Genomic DNA, 19803 nt, shown 5'->3' on the forward strand with positions numbered 1-19803 from the left:
TCGGACTCTATCAGGCGATCGTACGCTGGATTTCGATGATTTCGAAGACTTCGATTACATCACCCACGCGGACGTCGTTGTAGTTCTTGACGCCGATACCACATTCCATGCCGTTACGCACTTCGTTCGCGTCATCTTTGAAGCGGCGCAGGGATTCCAGCTCGCCTTCATAGATAACCACGTTGTCGCGCAGAACACGGATTGGGTTGTGACGTTTGACCACACCCTCGGTGACCATACAGCCTGCGATGGCACCAAACTTCGGTGATTTGAACACATCGCGAACTTCGGCCAGGCCGAGGATCTGCTGTTTCAGTTCCGGAGAGAGCATGCCGCTCATCGCAGCTTTCACTTCGTCAATCAGATGGTAGATGACGGAGTAGTAACGCAGATCCAGGCTTTCAGCTTCAATCACGCGGCGAGCAGAGGCATCGGCACGAACGTTAAAGCCAACCAGAATTGCGTTGGAAGCCGCAGCAAGCGTTGCGTCAGTTTCAGTGATACCGCCCACGCCGGAACCGATGATTTTCACTTTCACTTCATCAGTAGACAGCTTCAGCAGGGAGTCGCTGATCGCTTCCACAGAACCCTGAACGTCTGCTTTCAGCACAACGTTCACTTCGGACACTTCGCCTTCGGTCATGTTGGCGAACATGTTTTCCAGTTTGGATTTCTGCTGGCGAGCCAGTTTCACTTCGCGGAATTTACCCTGACGATACAGAGCAACTTCACGTGCTTTTTTCTCGTCACGAACAACGGTAACTTCATCACCCGCTGCCGGCACACCGGACAGACCGAGGATTTCAACCGGGATAGAAGGACCTGCTTCAGTCACTTCACGACCCATTTCGTCACGCATTGCACGAACGCGGCCATATTCGAAGCCACACAGTACAATGTCGCCCTTGTTCAGGGAGCCTTCACGCACCAGAACGGTTGCTACCGGACCACGACCTTTATCCAGGAAGGATTCGATAACCACACCGCTCGCCATGCCTTCACGCATTGCTTTCAGTTCAAGAACTTCAGCCTGCAGCAGGATTGCGTCCAGCAGTTCGTCAATGCCCGTACCTGCTTTAGCAGAGACATGGATGAACTGGCTTTCACCGCCCCACTCTTCTGGCATGATGCCGTACTGAGACAGTTCCTGCTTAACGCGGTCTGGATCGGCTTCCAGCTTGTCAATTTTGTTCACCGCAACAACAACCGGCACCTGCGCCGCTTTCGCGTGCTGGATTGCTTCGATTGTCTGTGGCATTACGCCATCGTCTGCGGCAACAACCAGAACAACGATATCGGTCGCCTGAGCACCACGAGCACGCATAGAGGTAAACGCTGCGTGGCCCGGGGTATCCAGGAAGGTGACCATACCGTTGTCAGTTTCTACGTGGTAAGCACCGATATGCTGGGTAATACCACCCGCTTCGCCGGACGCAACTTTAGTAGAACGAATGTAGTCAAGCAGAGAGGTTTTACCGTGGTCAACGTGACCCATGATGGTAACAACCGGCGCGCGTGATTCAGCAACGGCATCTGTATCACGGTCGCTCATCAGCGCTTCTTCCAGCTCGTTTTCACGACGCAGGATAACCTTGTGGCCCATCTCTTCGGCAACCAGCTGTGCGGTTTCCTGGTCGATGACCTGGTTGATGGTCGCCATTGCACCCAGTTTCATCATTGCTTTGATGACCTGAGAGCCTTTAACAGCCATTTTGTTAGCCAGCTCAGCAACAGTGACGGTCTCGCCGATCACAACGTCACGGTTAACTGCCTGTGCAGGCTTGTTGAAGCCCTGCTGCAGGGAGCTTGGCTTACGCTTGCCTTTACCACCACGAACCGCTGCACGCGCTTCTTCACGGTCAGCTTTCGACTCGCCGTGCTTGCCGCCTTTCTTCTGGCGTGGTGCTTTAGTTGCCGTAGTACGAGCGCGAGTCCGTCCAGCTTCTACCTGACGATCGTTTTCGTCTTCAGCCTGGCGGGCGTGCTGAGAAGTGGTTACATGATAATCAGTTTTGTCGTCTTCCACTTTCTCTTCTTCCGTCCAGACGCCAGCATTCGCTTCAGCCATTTTACGGGCCTCTTCAGCTACACGACGGGCATCTTCTTCTAGTTTGCGACGGGCTTCTTCTTCCGCTTTGCGCTTGATCTCAGCAGATTCTGCTTCGCGGCGGGCTTTCTCAGCCTGGGCGGTTTTCGTCATATCGTCAGTTTGTTGATTGCTCACTTTGTCTTTTTCCGCAGCTTCACGTTTCGCTTTATCAGCGGCTTCACGCTTAGCTTGTTCTTCAGCTTCACGTTTAGCTTTTTCTTGCGCCTGACGATTGGCAGCTTCCTGCGCCTCACGTTGGGCTTGCTCTTCCGCTTCACGCTGCGCTTGTTCTTCCGCTGCAAGGCGTTCAGCCTCTTGCGGATCACGTTTCACAAAGGTGCGTTTCTTGCGGACTTCGATTTGTACCGATTTACTTTTCCCACCGGTACCTGGAATATTTAAAGTACTGCGCGTTTTGCGCTGTAAAGTCAACTTGTCTGGCGCTGAGCCGTGTTCACGGTTCAGGTGGGTCAGCAAGGTTTGCTTCTCTTGCGCGGAAACAGAGTCATCAGCCGACTTCGGGATCCCTGCATCAGCAAATTGCTGTACCAGGCGGTCCACGGAGGTCTGAATCTCTTCGGCCAGCGCTTTTACGGTTACATCTGTCATGCTGTTCCTTCCTGCTACAGTTTATTACGCTTCGTCGCCGAACCAGCAGATATTTCGAGCAGCCATAATCAATTCACCGGCCTTCTCGTTGCTCAATCCTTCAATATCTGACAGGTCATCAACACCTTGCTCAGCCAGGTCTTCCAGCGAGCTCACACCACGTGCAGCCAGTTTGAATGCCAGCGTGCGATCCATACCTTCGAGGTTCAGAAGATCCTCTTGAGGTTTGCTATCGCCAAGGCTTTCTTCCTGAGCAAGGGCCAGCGTAGTGAGGGCGTTTTTAGCGCGTTCGCGTAATGCTTCCACTGTGTCTTCATCAAGGCCGTCAACTTCTAACAGCTCTTTCACCGGCACATAAGCCAGCTCTTCAAGGCTTGAGAAGCCTTCTTCAACCAACACGGTGGCAAAATCCTCGTCAATGTCGAGGTACTTGGTAAAGGTATCAATGGCGGCATGCGCTTCAGCCTGGTGCTTAGCCTGCAGGTCATCAACGGTCATGACGTTGAGTTCCCAGCCGCTCAGCTGCGCTGCCAGACGCACGTTTTGACCGTTACGGCCAATCGCCTGCGCCAGATTTCCTGCCTCTACCGCGATATCCATCGTGTGTTTGTCTTCGTCAACCACAATGGAAGCCACATCTGCCGGGGCCATGGCATTGATAACAAACTGCGCCGGGTTGTCATCCCACAGCACGATATCAATACGCTCGCCACCCAGTTCAGTGGATACTGCCTGTACGCGTGCACCACGCATACCAACGCAAGCACCAACCGGATCGATACGTTTGTCATTGGTCTTCACGGCAATTTTCGCACGAGAACCCGGATCGCGGGCTGCGGCCTTGATTTCAATGACTTCTTCGCCGATTTCTGGCACTTCGATGCGGAACAGTTCGATCAGCATTTCCGGTTTGGAACGGCTAACGAACAGCTGCGCGCCGCGCGCTTCAGGGCGTACGGCATACAGCACACCGCGAATACGGTCGCCTGGACGGAAGTTTTCACGTGGCAGCATGTCTTCACGAATGATGACGGCTTCCGCGTTATTGCCCAAATCCAGAGAAATATTGTCACGGTTAACTTTCTTAACCACGCCGGTGATGATCTCACCTTCATGCTCACGGAACTGATCGACAACCATCGCACGTTCAGCTTCACGAACTTTTTGTACGATAACCTGTTTTGCGGTTTGCGTGGTGATACGGTCAAAGGTTACAGATTCAATCTGGTCTTCTACGTACTCGCCCACGTTCAGCGCCGGATCTTCGAATTGAGCGGCATCAAGGGTGATTTCACGCGTCGGCTGTGTCACTTCTTCGACAATGACCCAGCGGCGGAAAGTATCAAAGTCACCACTTTTACGATCGATGCTTACACGCACGTCGATCTCTTGCTCGTATTTTTTCTTCGTCGCTGTTGCCAGCGCACTTTCCAGTGCTTCAAAAATCTTTTCGCGCGGAAGAGACTTTTCGTTGGAAACTGCTTCTACAACAGCCAAAATTTCTTTGTTCATCCTGGGTTTTCACCTCAATCCAAACTATTAAAAGTGGGGTACCAGGTTCGCTTTCTGGATGTTGCTCAGCGCGAACACTTCGTCTTTACCTTCGACCGTGACCGTGATCATCTCACCCTCGACGGCTTTAATAATACCCTGCCATTTGCGACGGTTCTGCACGGCCATACGCAACACAATGCTCACTTCTTCGCCAGTATAGCGAACGTAATGTTCTGCAATGAACATTGGGCGATCGAGACCAGGTGAGGAAACTTCCAGGTTATAGGCCACAGTGACCGGATCTTCGACATCCAGCACTGCACTGACCTGGTGACTGACATCAGCGCAATCATCAACATTGATGCCGTCTTCACTATCAATATAGATGCGCAGCGTAGATTGGCGACCTCGAACGAATTCGATACCCACCAGTTCATAGCCCAGTGCTTCGACGGGTGCTGTAATCATCTCTGTTAATTTTTGCTCTAATGTGGACAAGCCCACCCCCAAGACGTAAAAAAAGGGCATATAGCCCAGTTATTCTGAAGTCAGATAACAAAAAACCCCGATAAATCGGGGCTTTATATAACTGAACCCTGTATGCCGCAATTGCGGCCCGGACACCGTCCAGGAGAATTTTTTTCTAAATTCTTCGCGAGGCACCAAATGGCTCACAGTATATTTGAAAAAGAACTCTCAGGGAAAGTGGTTGCGGGGGCCGGATTTGAACCGACGACCTTCGGGTTATGAGCCCGACGAGCTACCAGGCTGCTCCACCCCGCGTCCGAAAACGTGGAAAATACTACGCCAGAATTGCAATAAATGCAAGAATTGCTGGGATTTGGTACCGAGGACGGGACTTGAACCCGTAAGCCCAATCGGGCACTACCACCTCAAGGTAGCGTGTCTACCAATTCCACCACCTCGGCACTTTGCGTACGGCGCTCAATTCAGCCGTACAGAAGCTTACTGCTTATTACTGTGGGATATCGCTGGTTGGCCTGGTAGGTGCCGCTGGCGTGGTCTGCTCAGATTTCGCTGGCTGACTCAAATTCTCCCACTCACTTCCTTTACTGGTTTTGTTGCTGTTGATATTTCCCAGCACCAGGCTGATGATGAAGAACAACGTTGCCAGCACGCCAGTCATACGGGTCATGAAGTTACCAGAACCACTTGAACCGAACAGTGTTCCGGAAGCGCCTGCTCCGAAGGAGGCTCCCATATCAGCGCCTTTACCTTGCTGCAGCATAATGAGACCTACAAGGCCCAGAGCTACAATAAGGAAAACTACTAAAAGAGCTTCGTACATAATCAACCTGTTCCTTGCGGGATTACCGCATACCAATTGCTTCAAACCAGTGTAGCGGGCAAAATTACGTTTACCCACTGAAGCGGGTGAGAATACTAACCAAAGCAGCACGGGTGCGCAAGGGCAATTTATTATCCTTGCGCTGATTGCAGAAAAAAACAGCAGCCCGCGCTTTTTTGCTTATATAACAGGCGGCAAGCGCCGCCTTTTTGTTCGTTTACTGCTCGGGTTTATTAAACCGCTTTCACCGCATCAGCAATACGGTTGGCATAATCCGTGACCTGATCGTGATCCTCGCCTTCAACCATCACACGAATTAAAGGTTCTGTACCAGATTTACGCAGCAGTACGCGTCCACGACCTCCCAGTGCCTCTTCCACTTCAGCCGTCACTTTTTTGACGCTGTCGTGCTCGAGCGGATCGCCGCTGCCCGCCGTAAAGCGGACGTTGACCAGAATCTGCGGGAATAATTTCATGCCGCTGCACAGATCGTGCAGGCTCATATGGTTGCGCACCATCGCAGTGAGCACTTGCAGCGCAGCGACAATACCGTCACCGGTGGTAGTTTTGTCCAGCAGGATAATATGACCGGAATTTTCCGCACCGATTCTCCAGCCTTTCTCCTGAAGTTTTTCCAGCACATAGCGGTCGCCCACTTTTGCCCGAGTGAACGGAATGCCGAGCTGTTTGAGTGCTAATTCCAACCCCATGTTGCTCATCAGCGTGCCGACGGCACCGCCGCGCAGCTGGCCCTGGCGCAGTCCTTCACGAGCAATGATGTAAAGGATCTGATCGCCATCTACTTTCAGGCCCTGATGGTCAACCATGATCACTCGGTCACCGTCGCCGTCAAACGCGATACCGATGTCGGCTTTCTCAGCCAGCACCCTCTCCTGCAACATACGAACGTCCGTTGCGCCGCATTTTTCGTTGATGTTCAGACCGTCCGGCTCGCAGCCAACGGCAATAACCTTCGCACCCAGTTCACGCAGCACGTTCGGTGCAATGTGGTAGGTCGCTCCGTTGGCGCAGTCCACAACGATTTTCAGCCCGTTCAGGCTAAGTTCATTCGGGAAAGTCCCTTTGCAGAACTCGATATAGCGACCCGCAGCATCAACGATACGGCTTGCCTTACCCAGTTCAGCGGAATCCACACAGGTAATCTCTTTTTCCATTTCCGCTTCGATAGCTTCTTCCACGTCGTCCGGCAGCTTAGTCCCGTCGATAGAGAAGAATTTGATCCCGTTATCGTAGAACGGGTTATGGGAAGCAGAAATGACGATACCGGCTTCGGCACGGAAAGCGCGAGTCAGATAAGCCACTGCTGGCGTTGGCATCGGGCCGGTGAAAGAGGCAGACAGACCCGCAGCCGCCAGGCCAGCCTCAAGGGCCGACTCAAGCATATAGCCAGAAATACGCGTGTCTTTACCGATAATAATTTTACGAGAGCCGTGGCGAGCCAGCACTTTACCGGCGGCCCAGCCAAGCTTCAAAACGAAATCAGGCGTGATTGGGCTGTCGCCCACGCGGCCACGAATGCCATCGGTGCCAAAATATTTACGGTTACTCATAGCGTTTGTTTTCCTTCGCTGAAAGTGTGGCCTCGACCACGCGCATGGCTTCTACGGTCTCTTTCACATCGTGTACTCGAATGATGTGCGCCCCCTGCATTGCGGCAATGACCGCGCAGGATAAACTGCCGCTCAGGCGCTGATCGGGCCCGACGTTAAGCAGCTGGCCAACCATTGATTTCCGCGACATTCCAACCAACAGCGGTAGGCCGAAGTGATGGAATGCTGAAAGTCGGGCAAGAAGCTGGTAATTATGGCTGAGATTTTTACCGAAACCGAAGCCCGGGTCGAGCAACAATTTTTCTTTTGGGATACCTGCCGCTTCGCAGCGTGCTATTTGCTCAACAAAGAAGCGATCGACATCGGCAAAGACATCTTTGTACTGCGGAGAGTGCTGCATGCTCTTTGGCTCGCCCTGCATATGCATCAGGCAAACCGGCAACCCTGTTTCTGCGGCTGCTTCAAGCGCGCCGGGCTCCTGCAGGGAACGGATATCATTGATGATGTGAGCGCCCACTCGCGCAGACTCACGAATCACTTCTGCTTTAGAAGTATCCACTGAGATCCAGACCTCAAAGCGCTGGGCAATGGCCTCGACCACCGGGATAACACGGGCTAATTCATCCTCAACGCTCACTTCAAGGGCGCCGGGCCGCGTCGACTCTCCGCCAATATCAATTATTGTCGCCCCTGCGTTAATCATCCCGTTGGCATGCTTAACCGCCTCAATCAGCGAGTTATGCTTCCCGCCGTCGGAAAACGAATCGGGGGTGACGTTTAAAATCCCCATGACATGAGGATGAGAGAGGTCGAGCGTAGTGCCCTGAGCGTTGAGTTTCATCAAATATCCCTTGGGTAGACATTTTAAGACAAAAACAAAAAACCCCGGGGCAGGCCCGGGGTTTGAATTACTTACCGCAAAAACATTGGTCAGACTCGGCTTACTTGTCGCCCAGCTGTTCTGACATGGTATTACCTGGGTTTGGCGTACGCGGTTCATCGACCGGACGCGGCGCACGAGGTGTACCGTTGTTATCAGAGTTATTACTGCCGTTGCTGGAGTCTTCCCAACCCGCTGGCGGACGAACATCACGGCGTGCCATCAGATCGTCGATCTGCGGCGCATCGATGGTTTCGTACTTCATCAGCGCGTCTTTCATAGTGTGCAGGATGTCCATGTTCTCGTTCAGCAGCTGACGTGCACGAGCATAGTTACGCTCGATAAGCAGCTTAACTTCCTGATCGATGATACGAGCTGTTTCATCGGACATATGCTTCGCTTTCGCGACTGAACGACCCAGGAAGACTTCACCCTCTTCTTCCGCGTAGAGCAGCGGACCGAGTTTTTCAGAGAAGCCCCACTGGGTAACCATGTTACGAGCGATGGAAGTCGCGACTTTAATGTCGTTAGACGCACCGGTAGAAACATGTTCCGCACCATAGATGATCTCTTCTGCAAGACGACCGCCGTACAGCGTAGAAATCTGGCTTTCCAGCTTCTGACGGCTGGCGCTAATCGCGTCACCTTCAGGCAGGAAGAACGTTACGCCAAGCGCACGGCCACGAGGAATAATGGTCACTTTGTGTACCGGATCGTGCTCAGGTACGAGGCGGCCAATAATCGCGTGTCCCGCTTCGTGGTAGGCGGTGGATTCTTTCTGCGCTTCCGTCATCACCATGGAGCGACGTTCCGCACCCATCATGATTTTGTCTTTCGCTTTTTCGAATTCAACCATCGATACCACACGCTTATTGCCACGTGCGGCAAACAGCGCAGCTTCGTTCACAAGGTTTGCGAGGTCAGCACCGGAGAAGCCTGGCGTACCGCGAGCAATGATTGCTGCATCGATATCTGGTGCCAACGGCACACGGCGCATATGCACCTTCAGGATTTGCTCACGGCCACGAACGTCTGGCAGACCAACCACAACCTGACGGTCGAAACGGCCTGGACGCAGCAGCGCTGGGTCGAGTACGTCCGGACGGTTAGTCGCGGCGATAACGATAATGCCTTCGTTGCCTTCAAAGCCGTCCATCTCAACCAGCATCTGGTTCAGCGTCTGCTCACGTTCATCGTGACCGCCGCCCAGACCTGCGCCACGCTGGCGGCCTACGGCGTCGATTTCATCGATAAAGATGATGCACGGTGCGGCTTTCTTGGCCTGTTCGAACATGTCACGCACACGAGATGCGCCCACACCCACGAACATTTCAACGAAGTCAGAACCAGAAATGGTAAAGAACGGCACTTTCGCTTCACCCGCGATGGCTTTCGCCAGCAGGGTTTTACCGGTACCCGGAGGGCCAACCATCAGCACGCCTTTCGGGATTTTACCGCCCAGTTTCTGGAAGCGGCTCGGCTCACGAAGGTACTCAACCAGCTCAGCAACCTCTTCTTTTGCTTCGTCACAGCCTGCAACGTCAGCGAAAGTGGTTTTGATTTGGTCTTCAGTGAGCATACGCGCCTTGCTCTTGCCGAACGACATGGCACCTTTGCCACCCCCGCCCTGCATTTGGCGCATAAAGAAGATCCAGACCCCAATCAACAACAGCATTGGGAACCAGGAAATAAAGATAGAAGCCAGTAAGCTCGGCTCTTCAGGCGGTTCGCCTACTACTTTCACATTCTTGGTCAGCAGATTATCAAGCAGCTTGGGATCGTTAACGGGGATGTAAGTCGTGTATCGGTTACTATCTTTCTTGGTAACTTTGATTTCACGTCCATTGATACTCGCTTCACGAACCTGGTCCTGGTTCACTTCAGACAGGAAAGTGGAGTAATCCACCCTACGGCCGTTTGACTCGCTGGGCCCAAAGCTCTGGAACACAGACATCAGCACAACCGCGATGACCAGCCAGAGTATTAGGTTTTTCGCCATGTCACTCAAGGGATTAACCTCATATTACAACTGTGTTAACAAACAGCGTCAGGGTACTATACTTTGCGCCCGGTCGCTACAATGTACACTTCACGTGAGCGGGCACGAGAAGAGTCCGGCTTACGAACTTTAACCTTCGTAAACAGGGAGCGAATTTCCCGCAGGTATTCATCGAAACCTTCGCCCTGAAACACTTTCACTACAAAACTTCCGCCCGGCGCCAGAACATCACGACACATTTCGAGTGCCAGTTCTACTAAATACATAGCGCGTGGGATATCGACTGCCGGTGTCCCGCTCATGTTTGGTGCCATATCTGACATGACAACCTGAACTTTACTGTCACCAACACGTTCCAACAGGGCCTTAACGACTAATTCATCACGAAAATCGCCCTGAAGGAAATCCACACCAACGATAGGATCCATTGGTAAAAGATCGCAAGCAATGATTCGCCCTTGATTCCCGATTTCTGTCACAACGTACTGCGACCACCCTCCGGGAGCAGCGCCAAGATCGACAACCGTCATTCCTGGCTTAAAAAGTTTGTCACTTTGCTGTATTTCATCAAGTTTAAACCAGGCACGGGAACGCAACCCCTTTTTCTGTGCCTGAAGTACATATTTATCGCTAAAGTGTTCCTGCAGCCAGCGACTGGAGCTGGCAGAACGCTTTTTACCTGTCATCTCAATTTCCAACTTTGTTCATCGTGAGTGGCAGACTGTTAAAAATCAGCACAGCCGATTTGGCGATACACTGGAGATGGCGGTAGAATGAACCGTTTTCAATCCCAACGTAAGCAAATAATACGATGAATCTGAGTACTAAACAAAAACAGCACCTGAAAGGTCTTGCTCATCCACTCAAGCCAGTAGTCATGCTGGGCAACAATGGTTTGACCGAAGGGGTACTGGCCGAGATTGAACAAGCACTTGAGCACCATGAGTTAATCAAGGTCAAAGTCGCAACAGAAGACCGTGAGACAAAGACACTGATTGTGGATGCTATTGTGCGGGAAACCGGCGCCTGTAATGTACAGGTCATCGGTAAAACGCTGGTGCTTTATCGCCCATCCAAAGAGCGTAAGATTTCTCTGCCAAAATAAGCAGATTGTGCAAAATGCCACGCTCTGTGAGTTGATAAAAGGCCGCTATGCGGCCTTTTTCCTTTCTTTACAATACACGATCCCCACGCTCAGTGGGCGTTGTGATTATAAATACTCGACTTTCAGGACTTCGAATTCGACATCGCCGCCAGGCGTACGAATGACCACCACATCGTCCTGTTCCTTACCCACCAGACCGCGGGCGATAGGCGAGTTAACAGAAATTAAATTCTGTTTAAAATCAGCTTCATCATCGCCAACGATGCGATAAGTTAGCTCTTCATCACTCTCAAGATTCAAAACGGTTACCGTTGCGCCAAAAATGACGCGGCCATTGTTCGGCATTTTGGTAACGTCAATAACCTGAGCGTTCGATAATTTGGCTTCGATATCCTGGATACGACCTTCGCAGAAACCCTGCTGTTCACGCGCTGCGTGATACTCTGCGTTCTCTTTCAGGTCACCATGCTCGCGTGCATCAGCAATCGCGGCAATAATTTCCGGGCGGCGAACGGACTTCAGAAAGTCCAGCTCTTCACGTAATCTTTCAGCGCCACGTAGCGTCATCGGAATAGGTTGCATTTGTTATACCTCTTAAAAACTGTCCTGTTCAGTACCGCCGCAAGCGGCACTGACTTAAGAGCATAGCCAGCGCATTTGCCTGGCAACAAATAAAAGAAAACTGACCCGGAGCAATGCCCCAGGCCAGGAACGGTTTTCAATTTGATACGTATTTTACCCTGGAGTTCCCTGAGGGTCATCGTTTACTTTGCACCGCGATGCACCGTAGTATGGCTGCACGTTTCCAGGTTGTTACCGCGAGATTATGCGATTTTTTAGATTTGTCATTGGATTGACCAGTGCAGTGGTATTGAACGTTCAGGCCGCTAACGTTGAAGAGTACACCTCCCAGTTACCTGCGGGGGCAAATCTGGCGCTTATGGTGCAAAAGGTCGGTGCACATACCCCGTCGATTGACTATCACAGTCAGCAGATGGCGCTGCCCGCCAGTACCCAGAAGGTGATTACCGCACTGGCTGCCCTGCTGCAGCTGGGGGCTGATTTTCGCTTTACCACCACCCTGGAAAGCCACGGGCAGATCGCGAACGGAGTGCTTAACGGCGATCTCATCGCGAGGTTTGGCGGCGACCCGACGTTAAAGCGTCAGGACATCCGTAATATGGTGGCGGTGCTTAAAAAATCCGGCGTCCAGCAGATTCAGGGGAACGTGCTAATCGACACCTCGGTGTTTGCCAGCCACGACAAAGCCCCCGGCTGGCCCTGGAACGACATGACCCAGTGCTTCAGCGCACCTCCTGCAGCGGCCATTGTCGACCGCAACTGTTTCTCCGTTTCGCTCTACAGCGCACCGAAACCAGACGATTTGGCCTTCATCCGCGTCGCTTCATATTATCCCGTGCTGATGGCAAGCCAGGTCCGAACCCTCGCGAAGGGCTCACCGGATGCTCAGTATTGCGAGCTGGATGTCGTGCCGGGCGACCTTAACCGCTTCACGCTTACCGGTTGTATGACGCAACGCGCAGACCCGCTGCCGCTGGCATTCGCCATTCAGGACGGTGCGAGCTATGCGGGGGCAATTCTGAAGGCCGAGCTAAAAGAAGCGGGCATCACCTACACGGGTACCCTGCTTCGCCAGACTCTGGTCAACACGCCGGGCACCGTTATCGCCAGTAAACATTCAGCCCCTCTGCATGATTTGCTAAAAATCATGCTCAAAAAATCGGACAACATGATCGCCGACACCGTCTTCCGGACGATTGGTCATAACCGGTTTGGCGTACCTGGAACCTGGCGCGCAGGCTCAGACGCTGTGCGTCAAATTCTCAGCCAAAAGGCGGGGGTCAATTTAGGTAACACTATTGTGGTGGACGGCTCAGGCTTATCCCGCCATAACTTGATTTCACCGGCTACCATGATGCAAGTGCTGCAATACATTGCGCAAAATGACAGCCAGCTAAACTTTATTTCTATGCTGCCGCTTGCGGGCTATGACGGCTCTTTACAGTATCGCGCTGGCCTTCATCAGGCGGGCGTCGACGGTAAAGTTTCCGCGAAAACAGGCTCGCTGCAGGGGGTATATAACCTTGCAGGCTTTATTACCACCGCCAGCGGACAGCGCATGGCCTTCGTGCAGTATTTATCCGGCTACGCCGTAGAGCCCGCCGATCAACGTAACCGACGTATCCCGCTAGTGCGCTTTGAAAGCCGCCTCTATAAGGATATTTACCAGAATAACTAAGCGATGAAACTGCTGATTGTTGAAGACGATTTACTGCTCCAGGAAGGTCTGGCACAAGCGTTGGGCAATGAAGGTTATGCGCTGGATTGCGCAGCAACCGCCGCCCAGGCCGACGCGTTGATAAAAAGCGGGGAATACAGCCTGATTATTCTTGATCTCGGCCTGCCCGACAAAGACGGGGCCACGCTGCTAAGCCAGTGGCGTCGCCGTGGCGTAAGCAATCCGGTACTGATTCTTACCGCTCGCGATGCGCTGGAAGACCGGGTTAAAGGCCTGGATTCGGGGGCCGATGACTATCTGGTTAAGCCTTTTGCGCTGGCAGAACTACAGGCACGCGCAAGAGCGTTGATTCGCCGCTATCAGGGCCAAAGTGATAACCTGATCCAGCATGACGACCTGACGCTAAACCTTCAGACGCAGCAGGTTCTGCTGCAGGATCAGCCGCTTGAAATCACGCCGAAAGAGTTTGCCCTGCTTACCCGATTAATGATGCGCATCGGGCAGACCGTGCATCGAGAAACCTTACAGCAGGATATTTATAGCTGGCAGGACGATCCTGGCTCGAACACCCTTGAAGTCCATATTCATAATCTTCGCCGCAAGCTAGGCAAGGATCGGATCAAAACCGTGCGGGGCGTTGGCTACCGTCTGGAGAGCCGTTCATGAACAGCATGCGTCGGCGATTAATGGTTTTGCTGGCGCTGATTTTGCTTTTTTTCCAGCTCATCAGCGTGCTGTGGCTCTGGCATGAAAGCCGCGAGCAGATTGGTTTTCTGGTCAACGAAACCCTGTCCGCCAAATCGCGTAACCAGCACGTTGAGAAAGAGATCCGCGAGGCCATTGCCTCATTGCTGGTTCCTTCGCTGGTGATGATCGGCTTTACCCTGCTCTTCTCTTTCTGGGCTATCACCTGGATCACACGCCCGCTCAATCGCCTGCGTACCAGCCTTGCCAACCGCTCGGCAGATAATTTATCCCCGCTGCCTATGTTCTCCGACATGGAAGAGATGGTTGCCGTCACAACGTCCCTCAATCAGCTTCTGAGCCGTCTTGACAGTACCATTCAGCAAGAGCGCCTCTTTACGGCGGATGCGGCTCACGAACTGCGTACGCCGCTTGCGGGCCTGCGCCTGCATCTGGAATTAATGGCTAACGCCGGAAATACTCAGGCACCCATGCTGCTCGAGCGTATCGACCTGCTGATGCACACCATTGAACAGCTGTTGATGCTTTCAAGGGCAGGTCAGGCGCTGGCAAGCGGACATTACAGCACCCTGACATGGTCAAGCGATATCATTGCACCGTTGAAAATGGAGATGGAAGAGATGATGGCGCTTCGCAGTCAGACCATCGACTGGCCTGAGGCAAGTACGGCGACGGTCCAGGGCGATGCCGTCCTGCTGCGCCTGATGCTACGTAACCTACTGGAAAATGCCTCCCGATACAGCCCGGAGCAAAGCGTTATTACGGTCTCTTTCGCGCAGCAGGATAACGGCACAGCGGTCAGCGTATCCGATCAGGGACCCGGCATTGACGAGCAGCAGCGACAGCTGCTTACCGAACCGTTTCGTCGCATGGACCAGCGCTACGGCGGAAGTGGTCTGGGGCTAAACATCGTGCAGCGAATAGTCCAGCTGCATCACGGTAGGCTTTTGTTGAATAACCGCCAGCAGCGGAATGGCCTGGACGCCTGCTGCTGGTTACCTGAGACCATCCAATAAAAAAGGGCCGGAATCTCCGGCCCCTCTTCACAACACTGAATATTTCTGGCTGTTTATTTCTGATAAATGATTTCGACGCCTTCGTCGTCATCCTCATCCCAGTCGTCATCCCAGTCGTCGTCTTCCGCTTCCGCGGCTTCTGCTGCGTCGAGCTGCTGCTGATGATAGTCATCCCACATAAACTCGATCTTCTCAGGAGCCACAGGCTCAACTTCGCTGACCTTAGGATTGGCGATGATGAAGTCCATCACGTCCCAGCACAGCGCATTCACGCCTTCGCGGTTAACCGCAGAGATCAGGTAATACTTATCTTCCCAACCCATCGCGGTGGCGATTTCTTTCGCGCGCGCTTCGGCTTCTTCCTGGCTCATCAGGTCCACTTTATTGAAGACCAGCCAGCGTGGCTTTTGCGCCAGCTTATCGCTGTATTTCTCAAGTTCGCCGATGATGATGCGGGCATTTTCGACCGGATCGGATTCGTCGATTGGTGCAATGTCAATGAGGTGCAGCAGGACACGGCAACGTTCCAGATGCTTCAGGAAGCGAATACCCAGACCGGCACCTTCCGCAGCGCCTTCGATTAGGCCTGGAATGTCGGCTACCACAAAGCTCTTCTCATTATCCATGCGGACTACGCCGAGGCTTGGCACCAGGGTAGTAAACGGATAATCAGCCACTTTAGGCTTCGCCGCAGAGACGGAACGAATAAAGGTAGATTTGCCCGCATTCGGCAGACCCAGCATACCCACGTCGGCTAACAGCATCAGCTCCAGCTGCAAATCTCGTTTGTCGCCCGGCGTACCCATTGTTTTTTGACGCGGAGTACGGTTCACGGAAGATTTGAATCGGGTGTTGCCCAGGCCGTGCCAGCCGCCTTTACCGACCATTAACCGCTGACCATGCTGCGTCATGTCGCCCATGGTTTCGCCAGTACCCTGATCAATCACGCGTGTACCCACCGGCACTTTAACCGTGACGTCTTTACCACGCTTACCGGTGCAGTCACGGCTCTGGCCGTTCTGGCCACGCTCTGCACGGAAAGATTTTTCAAAACGGTAGTCGATCAGCGTGTTGAGGTTTTCATCGGCTTCCAGCCATACGTCACCACCATCACCACCGTCACCGCCGTCCGGGCCACCCCTTGGGATATATTTTTCACGACGGAAGCTAACGCAGCCGTTACCGCCATCACCTGCTACGACCAGGATCGTTGCTTCATCAACAAACTTCATTTCACTTCTCCGTAAATCATTCGCCCGAACGTTGTACTGGTATGACAGCGTCGGTTTTGTGCCAGCGTCCCCAGAGACGGTGACCAATGGCGGAATACATCGCGCCGGCCACCACGACAAACGCGCCGCAATAGCCCACAAGGTTAAGCAGCGGCATGGCGAAAAAGTCTGGCCAGGCTAACGCTAATAAATCTGAAAACAGCAGTGTAAACAGGGGCGTTAGCGTAATCAGCGCGCTTACCTGCGCCGCCTGCCAGCGGGCCATTGCCTCTGCGAGCGCTCCATACCCCACCAGGGTATTCAGACCGCAGAAAACTAAACATGCCAGCTGCCAGCCGCTAAGCTGAAAAAGCACGTCCAGCTTTGCCAAAGGCAACAGAGCAATAGTACATAAAGTGTACAGCAAAAAGAGGATCTGTTGCGAGGCCAGACGGCGTAATAACACCTTCTGCGCCACACCGTAGCTGACCCAAACCGTCGCCGCCCCAACGCCGAATATCACCCCCAGGGTGTAGTCCGTCAGGCGGGTAAAAATTTCTATCAGGCTGGTGTTAAAAAACATCACCAGACCGCACAGCAGCATTAAAGCCCCGATAATCTGCGTGCCGCGCATTTTCTCCTTCAACACGACGACGCTTGCCACCATCATCCCCACCGGGGAGAGCTGGCCAATCACCTGAGACGCAGTTGGACTCAGGTACTGCAGGGAGGAGCTAAACAGTAAGAAATTACCGAACAACCCACCCGTCGCGATGGCTAACAGAACCAGCCAGCGTGGCTTGCGGAACAGGGCTAACGAGGGCAGCTTTCCGCGCAAAGTGAGAATGGTTCCGAGGCCAATACTGGCCATCAGGAAACGATAAAACACCACCGTTGGGGGCTCCATTACCACCAACACCTGCTTCATAGCTATCGGCAGCGCCCCCCAGCAAACAGCAGTGGTCAATGCCAGAATAATGCCAATACCTGCCTGCTGTTTCACGTCAGCTCCCTGCACTGCTCAAATTTACCGGGCGCAGAATGTAAAAAGCCCCGCAACGTGTTGCGGGGCTTCAATCCGTTACCGGGACGCGAAAAACTTACTCAGCAACGATGCTGATGAACTTACGGTTTTTCGGGCCTTTAACTTCGAACTTAACTTTACCGTCAGTCAAAGCGAACAGAGTGTGATCTTTGCCGCAACCTACGTTGCTGCCAGCGTGGAATTTAGTACCACGTTGACGAACGATAATGCTGCCTGCCAGAACTGCTTCACCGCCGAAACGTTTTACGCCCAGACGTTTAGCTTCGGAATCGCGACCGTTACGAGTTGAGCCGCCAGCCTTTTTATGTGCCATTTAATCTGCTCCTCTTAAGCGCTGATACCAGTGATTTTCACATCAGTGAACCACTGACGATGGCCTTGCTGCTTACGGTAGTGCTTACGACGACGAAACTTAACAATCTTAATTTTCTCGCCACGACCGTGTGCAACAACTTCAGCCTTGATTACGCCGCCATCAACGAAAGGAACGCCGATTTTGACATCTTCACCGTTAGCAATCATCAGAACTTCAGCGAACTCAACAGCTTCGCCAGTTGCGATGTCCAGCTTTTCCAGGCGAACGGTCTGACCTTCGCTTACTCGGTGTTGTTTACCACCACTTTGGAAAACCGCGTACATATAAAACTCCGCTTTCCGCACACACCTTACATTGGTTTCAGGTGGCGCTATAAATATTCACAATAGGGCGCGAATATTACGCAAACACGGAGCATTTGACAAGCCCGATTGTGCATACACGTAGAAAAAAAACGCAACGTCACACACAACGTTTATCTGACTCGTTTTTTCAGTACAATCTGTACTACATTATCACCTCTCTACCGCCACGTTTTTCATATAGACATGTGGTAAACAGGACTGTAAGCCAGACTTTTGCGATGAATTTAGAAAAAATTAATGAGTTAACCGCGCAAGATATGGCGGGTGTCAACGCGGTCATCCTTGAGCAGCTCAACTCGGATGTCCAATTGATCAATCAGTTAGGCTATTACATCGTTAGCGGTGGTGGAAAGCGGATACGCCCGATGATAGCTGTTCTGTCCGCACGCGCGCTGGGCTATCAGGGAAGCGCACACGTCAGTATTGCTGCATTGATCGAGTTCATTCACACCGCCACGCTGCTGCATGACGATGTGGTGGACGAATCTGACATGCGTCGTGGTAAAGCAACGGCCAACGCGGCGTTTGGCAATGCTGCCAGCGTTCTGGTGGGCGATTTTATCTACACCCGCTCCTTCCAGATGATGACCAAACTGGGCTCGCTACGGGTACTGGAGGTCATGTCTGAAGCGGTCAACGTGATTGCAGAAGGCGAAGTTTTGCAGTTGATGAACTGTAACGACCCGGATATTACTGAAGAAAGCTACATGCGTGTCATTTACAGCAAAACAGCCCGTCTGTTTGAGGCCGCTTCGCAGTGCTCCAGCATTCTCGCGGGCGCCACTGAAGAGCAGGAACGGGCGCTTCAGGACTATGGCCGCTATATCGGCACTGCTTTCCAGCTGATTGACGATTTGCTGGACTACAGTGCTGACGGCCAGACGCTGGGCAAAAATGTTGGCGACGATCTCAACGAAGGCAAGCCAACGCTTCCGCTGCTTCACGCTATGCGTAACGGCACCCCGGAACAGGCTAAGATGATCCGTGAGGCCATCGAGCAAGGCAACGGCCGTCACTTATTGCAGCCGGTGCTCGACACCATGGCAGCCTGTGGCTCCCTGGAGTGGACGCGCCAGCGTGCCGAAGAGGAAGCAGACAAAGCTATTGCCGCCCTGGCTATCCTCCCGGAAAGCGAGTATCGGGAAGCACTTATCGCTCTGGCTCACATGGCCGTTCAACGCGATCGTTAAATTTTAAGCGCGCCCTAAAAAGCGCGCTTAAAATTTCCAGATAATATATTTCCGCACATCACACCTCATCCTGATCCTCTTCAGTTTCATCCCGTTTCACCTAATTTTGTGTAACAAAACACAGATCTAACCATTGCCTTTTTTTATTGGAATTTTTAAAGTGAATTCGTGCTATAAACTCCAGAACAAAATCAATGGCACGACAGGACTGTATCAGCAACAGGGAGGTGAAATGGACAGAAAAAAGCATGACTGGCACCCGGCAGATATTATCGCCGCGCTACGGAAAAACGGGACATCTCTTGCCGCAGAGTCCCGCAAAGCGGGTTTAAACTCGGCTACGCTAGCCAACGCGCTGAGCCGCCCCTGGCCAAAAGGCGAGCAGCTTATCGCTGAAGCGTTGGGAACCAAGCCGTGGTTAATCTGGCCCTCACGTTATTACCATCCAGTGACTAACGCCTTTATTGACCGTTCGTTACTGATTCGTGAAAAGCGGCAAAAAACCACCGCAGATGAGCAGGAGTGACGCGGTTTCAGACCGGCAAAACGAAAAACGCCCACGCAACCTAAGCTGTGTGGGCGAATAAGTGACTAAACCTTATAGTTCAGCCAGCCGCTGCAACCGAAGTCACAGGGCGT

The 19803-nt window shown here is 52.7% G+C and carries 19 protein-coding genes and 2 tRNA genes; 6 read left to right on the forward strand and 15 right to left on the reverse strand.

The genetic code is table 11. From position 1 onward, the window contains the following. Window positions 1-10: 10 nt before the first annotated feature. The 10 genes from infB to rlmE all read right to left on the reverse strand — a co-directional run bounded on the left by infB (window position 11) and on the right by rlmE (window position 10637). The gene (gene infB / locus ACA108_19300; GenBank protein ID XEX95451.1) at window positions 11-2698 is read right to left on the reverse strand and encodes a translation initiation factor IF-2; all 2688 of its coding nucleotides are present in this window, start codon (window positions 2696-2698) and stop codon (window positions 11-13) included. Between the two features lie 24 nt (window positions 2699-2722). Beyond that, complete coding sequence (nusA, locus tag ACA108_19305) at window positions 2723-4210, reverse strand: transcription termination factor NusA (GenBank protein ID XEX95452.1); 1488 nt, start codon at window positions 4208-4210, stop codon at window positions 2723-2725. Window positions 4211-4237: 27 nt separating this feature from the next. Next, complete coding sequence (gene rimP / locus ACA108_19310) at window positions 4238-4690, reverse strand: ribosome maturation factor RimP (GenBank protein ID XEX95453.1); 453 nt, start codon at window positions 4688-4690, stop codon at window positions 4238-4240. A gap of 208 nt (window positions 4691-4898) precedes the next feature. Then, window positions 4899-4975: transfer RNA gene (locus tag ACA108_19315), tRNA-Met, on the reverse strand. Window positions 4976-5034: 59 nt separating this feature from the next. Further along, window positions 5035-5121 (reverse strand) — tRNA-Leu (locus ACA108_19320). A 47-nt stretch (window positions 5122-5168) separates the two neighbouring features. Then, the gene (gene secG, locus ACA108_19325) at window positions 5169-5501 is read right to left on the reverse strand and encodes a preprotein translocase subunit SecG (GenBank protein XEX95454.1); all 333 of its coding nucleotides are present in this window, start codon (window positions 5499-5501) and stop codon (window positions 5169-5171) included. A 233-nt stretch (window positions 5502-5734) separates the two neighbouring features. Then, a complete protein-coding gene (gene glmM, locus ACA108_19330; protein ID XEX95455.1) occupies window positions 5735-7072 on the reverse strand; it encodes a phosphoglucosamine mutase in 1338 nt (445 codons plus the stop codon). Beyond that, a complete protein-coding gene (gene folP / locus ACA108_19335; protein ID XEX95456.1) occupies window positions 7065-7913 on the reverse strand; it encodes a dihydropteroate synthase in 849 nt (282 codons plus the stop codon). Before folP ends, glmM begins: the two co-directional genes overlap by 8 nt. Before the next feature lie 100 nt (window positions 7914-8013). Then, on the reverse strand, window positions 8014-9951 hold the full coding sequence (ftsH, locus tag ACA108_19340; GenBank protein XEX95457.1) for an ATP-dependent zinc metalloprotease FtsH: 1938 nt from the start codon (window positions 9949-9951) through the stop codon (window positions 8014-8016). Between the two features lie 56 nt (window positions 9952-10007). After that, the gene (rlmE, locus tag ACA108_19345; protein XEX95458.1) at window positions 10008-10637 is read right to left on the reverse strand and encodes a 23S rRNA (uridine(2552)-2'-O)-methyltransferase RlmE; all 630 of its coding nucleotides are present in this window, start codon (window positions 10635-10637) and stop codon (window positions 10008-10010) included. Window positions 10638-10762: 125 nt separating this feature from the next. Here rlmE and yhbY point away from each other — a divergent pair, with 125 nt between their 5' ends. Continuing rightward, window positions 10763-11056, forward strand: a complete 294-nt coding sequence (yhbY, locus tag ACA108_19350; GenBank protein XEX95459.1) for a ribosome assembly RNA-binding protein YhbY — start codon at window positions 10763-10765, stop codon at window positions 11054-11056. 105 nt (window positions 11057-11161) lie between these two features. Here yhbY and greA read toward each other — a convergent pair whose 3' ends face one another. Continuing rightward, window positions 11162-11638 carry a transcription elongation factor GreA gene (gene greA / locus ACA108_19355; GenBank protein ID XEX95460.1) on the reverse strand — a complete coding sequence of 159 codons (477 nt, stop codon included), beginning with the start codon at window positions 11636-11638 and terminating at the stop codon, window positions 11162-11164. 244 nt (window positions 11639-11882) lie between these two features. Here greA and dacB point away from each other — a divergent pair, with 244 nt between their 5' ends. The 3 genes from dacB to pmrB are packed head-to-tail and all read left to right on the forward strand — an operon-like array spanning window position 11883 to window position 15037. Further along, a complete protein-coding gene (dacB, locus tag ACA108_19360; GenBank protein XEX95461.1) occupies window positions 11883-13316 on the forward strand; it encodes a serine-type D-Ala-D-Ala carboxypeptidase in 1434 nt (477 codons plus the stop codon). A gap of 3 nt (window positions 13317-13319) precedes the next feature. Then, window positions 13320-13982: a two-component system response regulator PmrA gene (gene pmrA, locus ACA108_19365; protein XEX95462.1), complete on the forward strand. Its 663-nt coding sequence runs from the start codon at window positions 13320-13322 to the stop codon at window positions 13980-13982. After that, on the forward strand, window positions 13979-15037 hold the full coding sequence (gene pmrB / locus ACA108_19370) for a two-component system sensor histidine kinase PmrB (GenBank protein ID XEX95463.1): 1059 nt from the start codon (window positions 13979-13981) through the stop codon (window positions 15035-15037). The genes pmrA and pmrB overlap by 4 nt, the downstream gene beginning before the upstream one ends. A gap of 53 nt (window positions 15038-15090) precedes the next feature. On the opposite strand, the gene cgtA is transcribed toward pmrB, so the two are convergent. From cgtA to rplU, 4 genes are all read right to left on the reverse strand, one after another. Further along, window positions 15091-16269 (reverse strand): Obg family GTPase CgtA, encoded by a 1179-nt coding sequence (gene cgtA, locus ACA108_19375; protein ID XEX95464.1) that lies wholly within the window; start codon window positions 16267-16269, stop codon window positions 15091-15093. A gap of 16 nt (window positions 16270-16285) precedes the next feature. Then, window positions 16286-17251, reverse strand: coding sequence for a DMT family transporter (locus ACA108_19380; GenBank protein ID XEX95465.1), 966 nt, complete (start codon window positions 17249-17251; stop codon window positions 16286-16288). Between the two features lie 97 nt (window positions 17252-17348). Next, on the reverse strand, window positions 17349-17606 hold the full coding sequence (gene rpmA / locus ACA108_19385) for a 50S ribosomal protein L27 (GenBank protein ID XEX95466.1): 258 nt from the start codon (window positions 17604-17606) through the stop codon (window positions 17349-17351). A gap of 14 nt (window positions 17607-17620) precedes the next feature. Then, entirely contained in the window at window positions 17621-17932 is a 312-nt protein-coding gene (gene rplU / locus ACA108_19390) for a 50S ribosomal protein L21 (protein ID XEX95467.1), read from the reverse strand. 260 nt (window positions 17933-18192) lie between these two features. On the opposite strand from rplU, the gene ispB reads away from it, so the two are divergent. Both ispB and sfsB read left to right on the forward strand, forming a co-directional pair. Further along, on the forward strand, window positions 18193-19164 hold the full coding sequence (gene ispB / locus ACA108_19395; GenBank protein ID XEX95468.1) for an octaprenyl diphosphate synthase: 972 nt from the start codon (window positions 18193-18195) through the stop codon (window positions 19162-19164). Window positions 19165-19396: 232 nt separating this feature from the next. Beyond that, entirely contained in the window at window positions 19397-19690 is a 294-nt protein-coding gene (sfsB, locus tag ACA108_19400; protein XEX95469.1) for a DNA-binding transcriptional regulator SfsB, read from the forward strand. Window positions 19691-19803: the final 113 nt, after the last annotated feature.

This window comes from Dryocola sp. LX212 (assembly GCA_041504365.1).
GTDB lineage: Bacteria > Pseudomonadota > Gammaproteobacteria > Enterobacterales > Enterobacteriaceae > Dryocola.

Excerpts from the sequence above, each read along its gene's own strand:
- infB (XEX95451.1), bottom strand. The coding sequence starts at position 2,698 with ATGACAGATGTAACCGTAAAAGCGCTGGCCGAAGAGATTCAGACCTCC.
- nusA (XEX95452.1), bottom strand. The coding sequence starts at position 4,210 with ATGAACAAAGAAATTTTGGCTGTTGTAGAAGCAGTTTCCAACGAAAAG.
- secG (XEX95454.1), bottom strand. The coding sequence starts at position 5,501 with ATGTACGAAGCTCTTTTAGTAGTTTTCCTTATTGTAGCTCTGGGCCTT.
- glmM (XEX95455.1), bottom strand. The coding sequence starts at position 7,072 with ATGAGTAACCGTAAATATTTTGGCACCGATGGCATTCGTGGCCGCGTG.
- folP (XEX95456.1), bottom strand. The coding sequence starts at position 7,913 with ATGAAACTCAACGCTCAGGGCACTACGCTCGACCTCTCTCATCCTCAT.
- ftsH (XEX95457.1), bottom strand. The coding sequence starts at position 9,951 with ATGGCGAAAAACCTAATACTCTGGCTGGTCATCGCGGTTGTGCTGATG.
- rlmE (XEX95458.1), bottom strand. The coding sequence starts at position 10,637 with ATGACAGGTAAAAAGCGTTCTGCCAGCTCCAGTCGCTGGCTGCAGGAA.
- yhbY (XEX95459.1), top strand. The coding sequence starts at position 10,763 with ATGAATCTGAGTACTAAACAAAAACAGCACCTGAAAGGTCTTGCTCAT.
- greA (XEX95460.1), bottom strand. The coding sequence starts at position 11,638 with ATGCAACCTATTCCGATGACGCTACGTGGCGCTGAAAGATTACGTGAA.
- dacB (XEX95461.1), top strand. The coding sequence starts at position 11,883 with ATGCGATTTTTTAGATTTGTCATTGGATTGACCAGTGCAGTGGTATTG.
- pmrA (XEX95462.1), top strand. The coding sequence starts at position 13,320 with ATGAAACTGCTGATTGTTGAAGACGATTTACTGCTCCAGGAAGGTCTG.
- pmrB (XEX95463.1), top strand. The coding sequence starts at position 13,979 with ATGAACAGCATGCGTCGGCGATTAATGGTTTTGCTGGCGCTGATTTTG.
- cgtA (XEX95464.1), bottom strand. The coding sequence starts at position 16,269 with ATGAAGTTTGTTGATGAAGCAACGATCCTGGTCGTAGCAGGTGATGGC.
- rpmA (XEX95466.1), bottom strand. The coding sequence starts at position 17,606 with ATGGCACATAAAAAGGCTGGCGGCTCAACTCGTAACGGTCGCGATTCC.
- rplU (XEX95467.1), bottom strand. The coding sequence starts at position 17,932 with ATGTACGCGGTTTTCCAAAGTGGTGGTAAACAACACCGAGTAAGCGAA.
- ispB (XEX95468.1), top strand. The coding sequence starts at position 18,193 with ATGAATTTAGAAAAAATTAATGAGTTAACCGCGCAAGATATGGCGGGT.
- sfsB (XEX95469.1), top strand. The coding sequence starts at position 19,397 with ATGGACAGAAAAAAGCATGACTGGCACCCGGCAGATATTATCGCCGCG.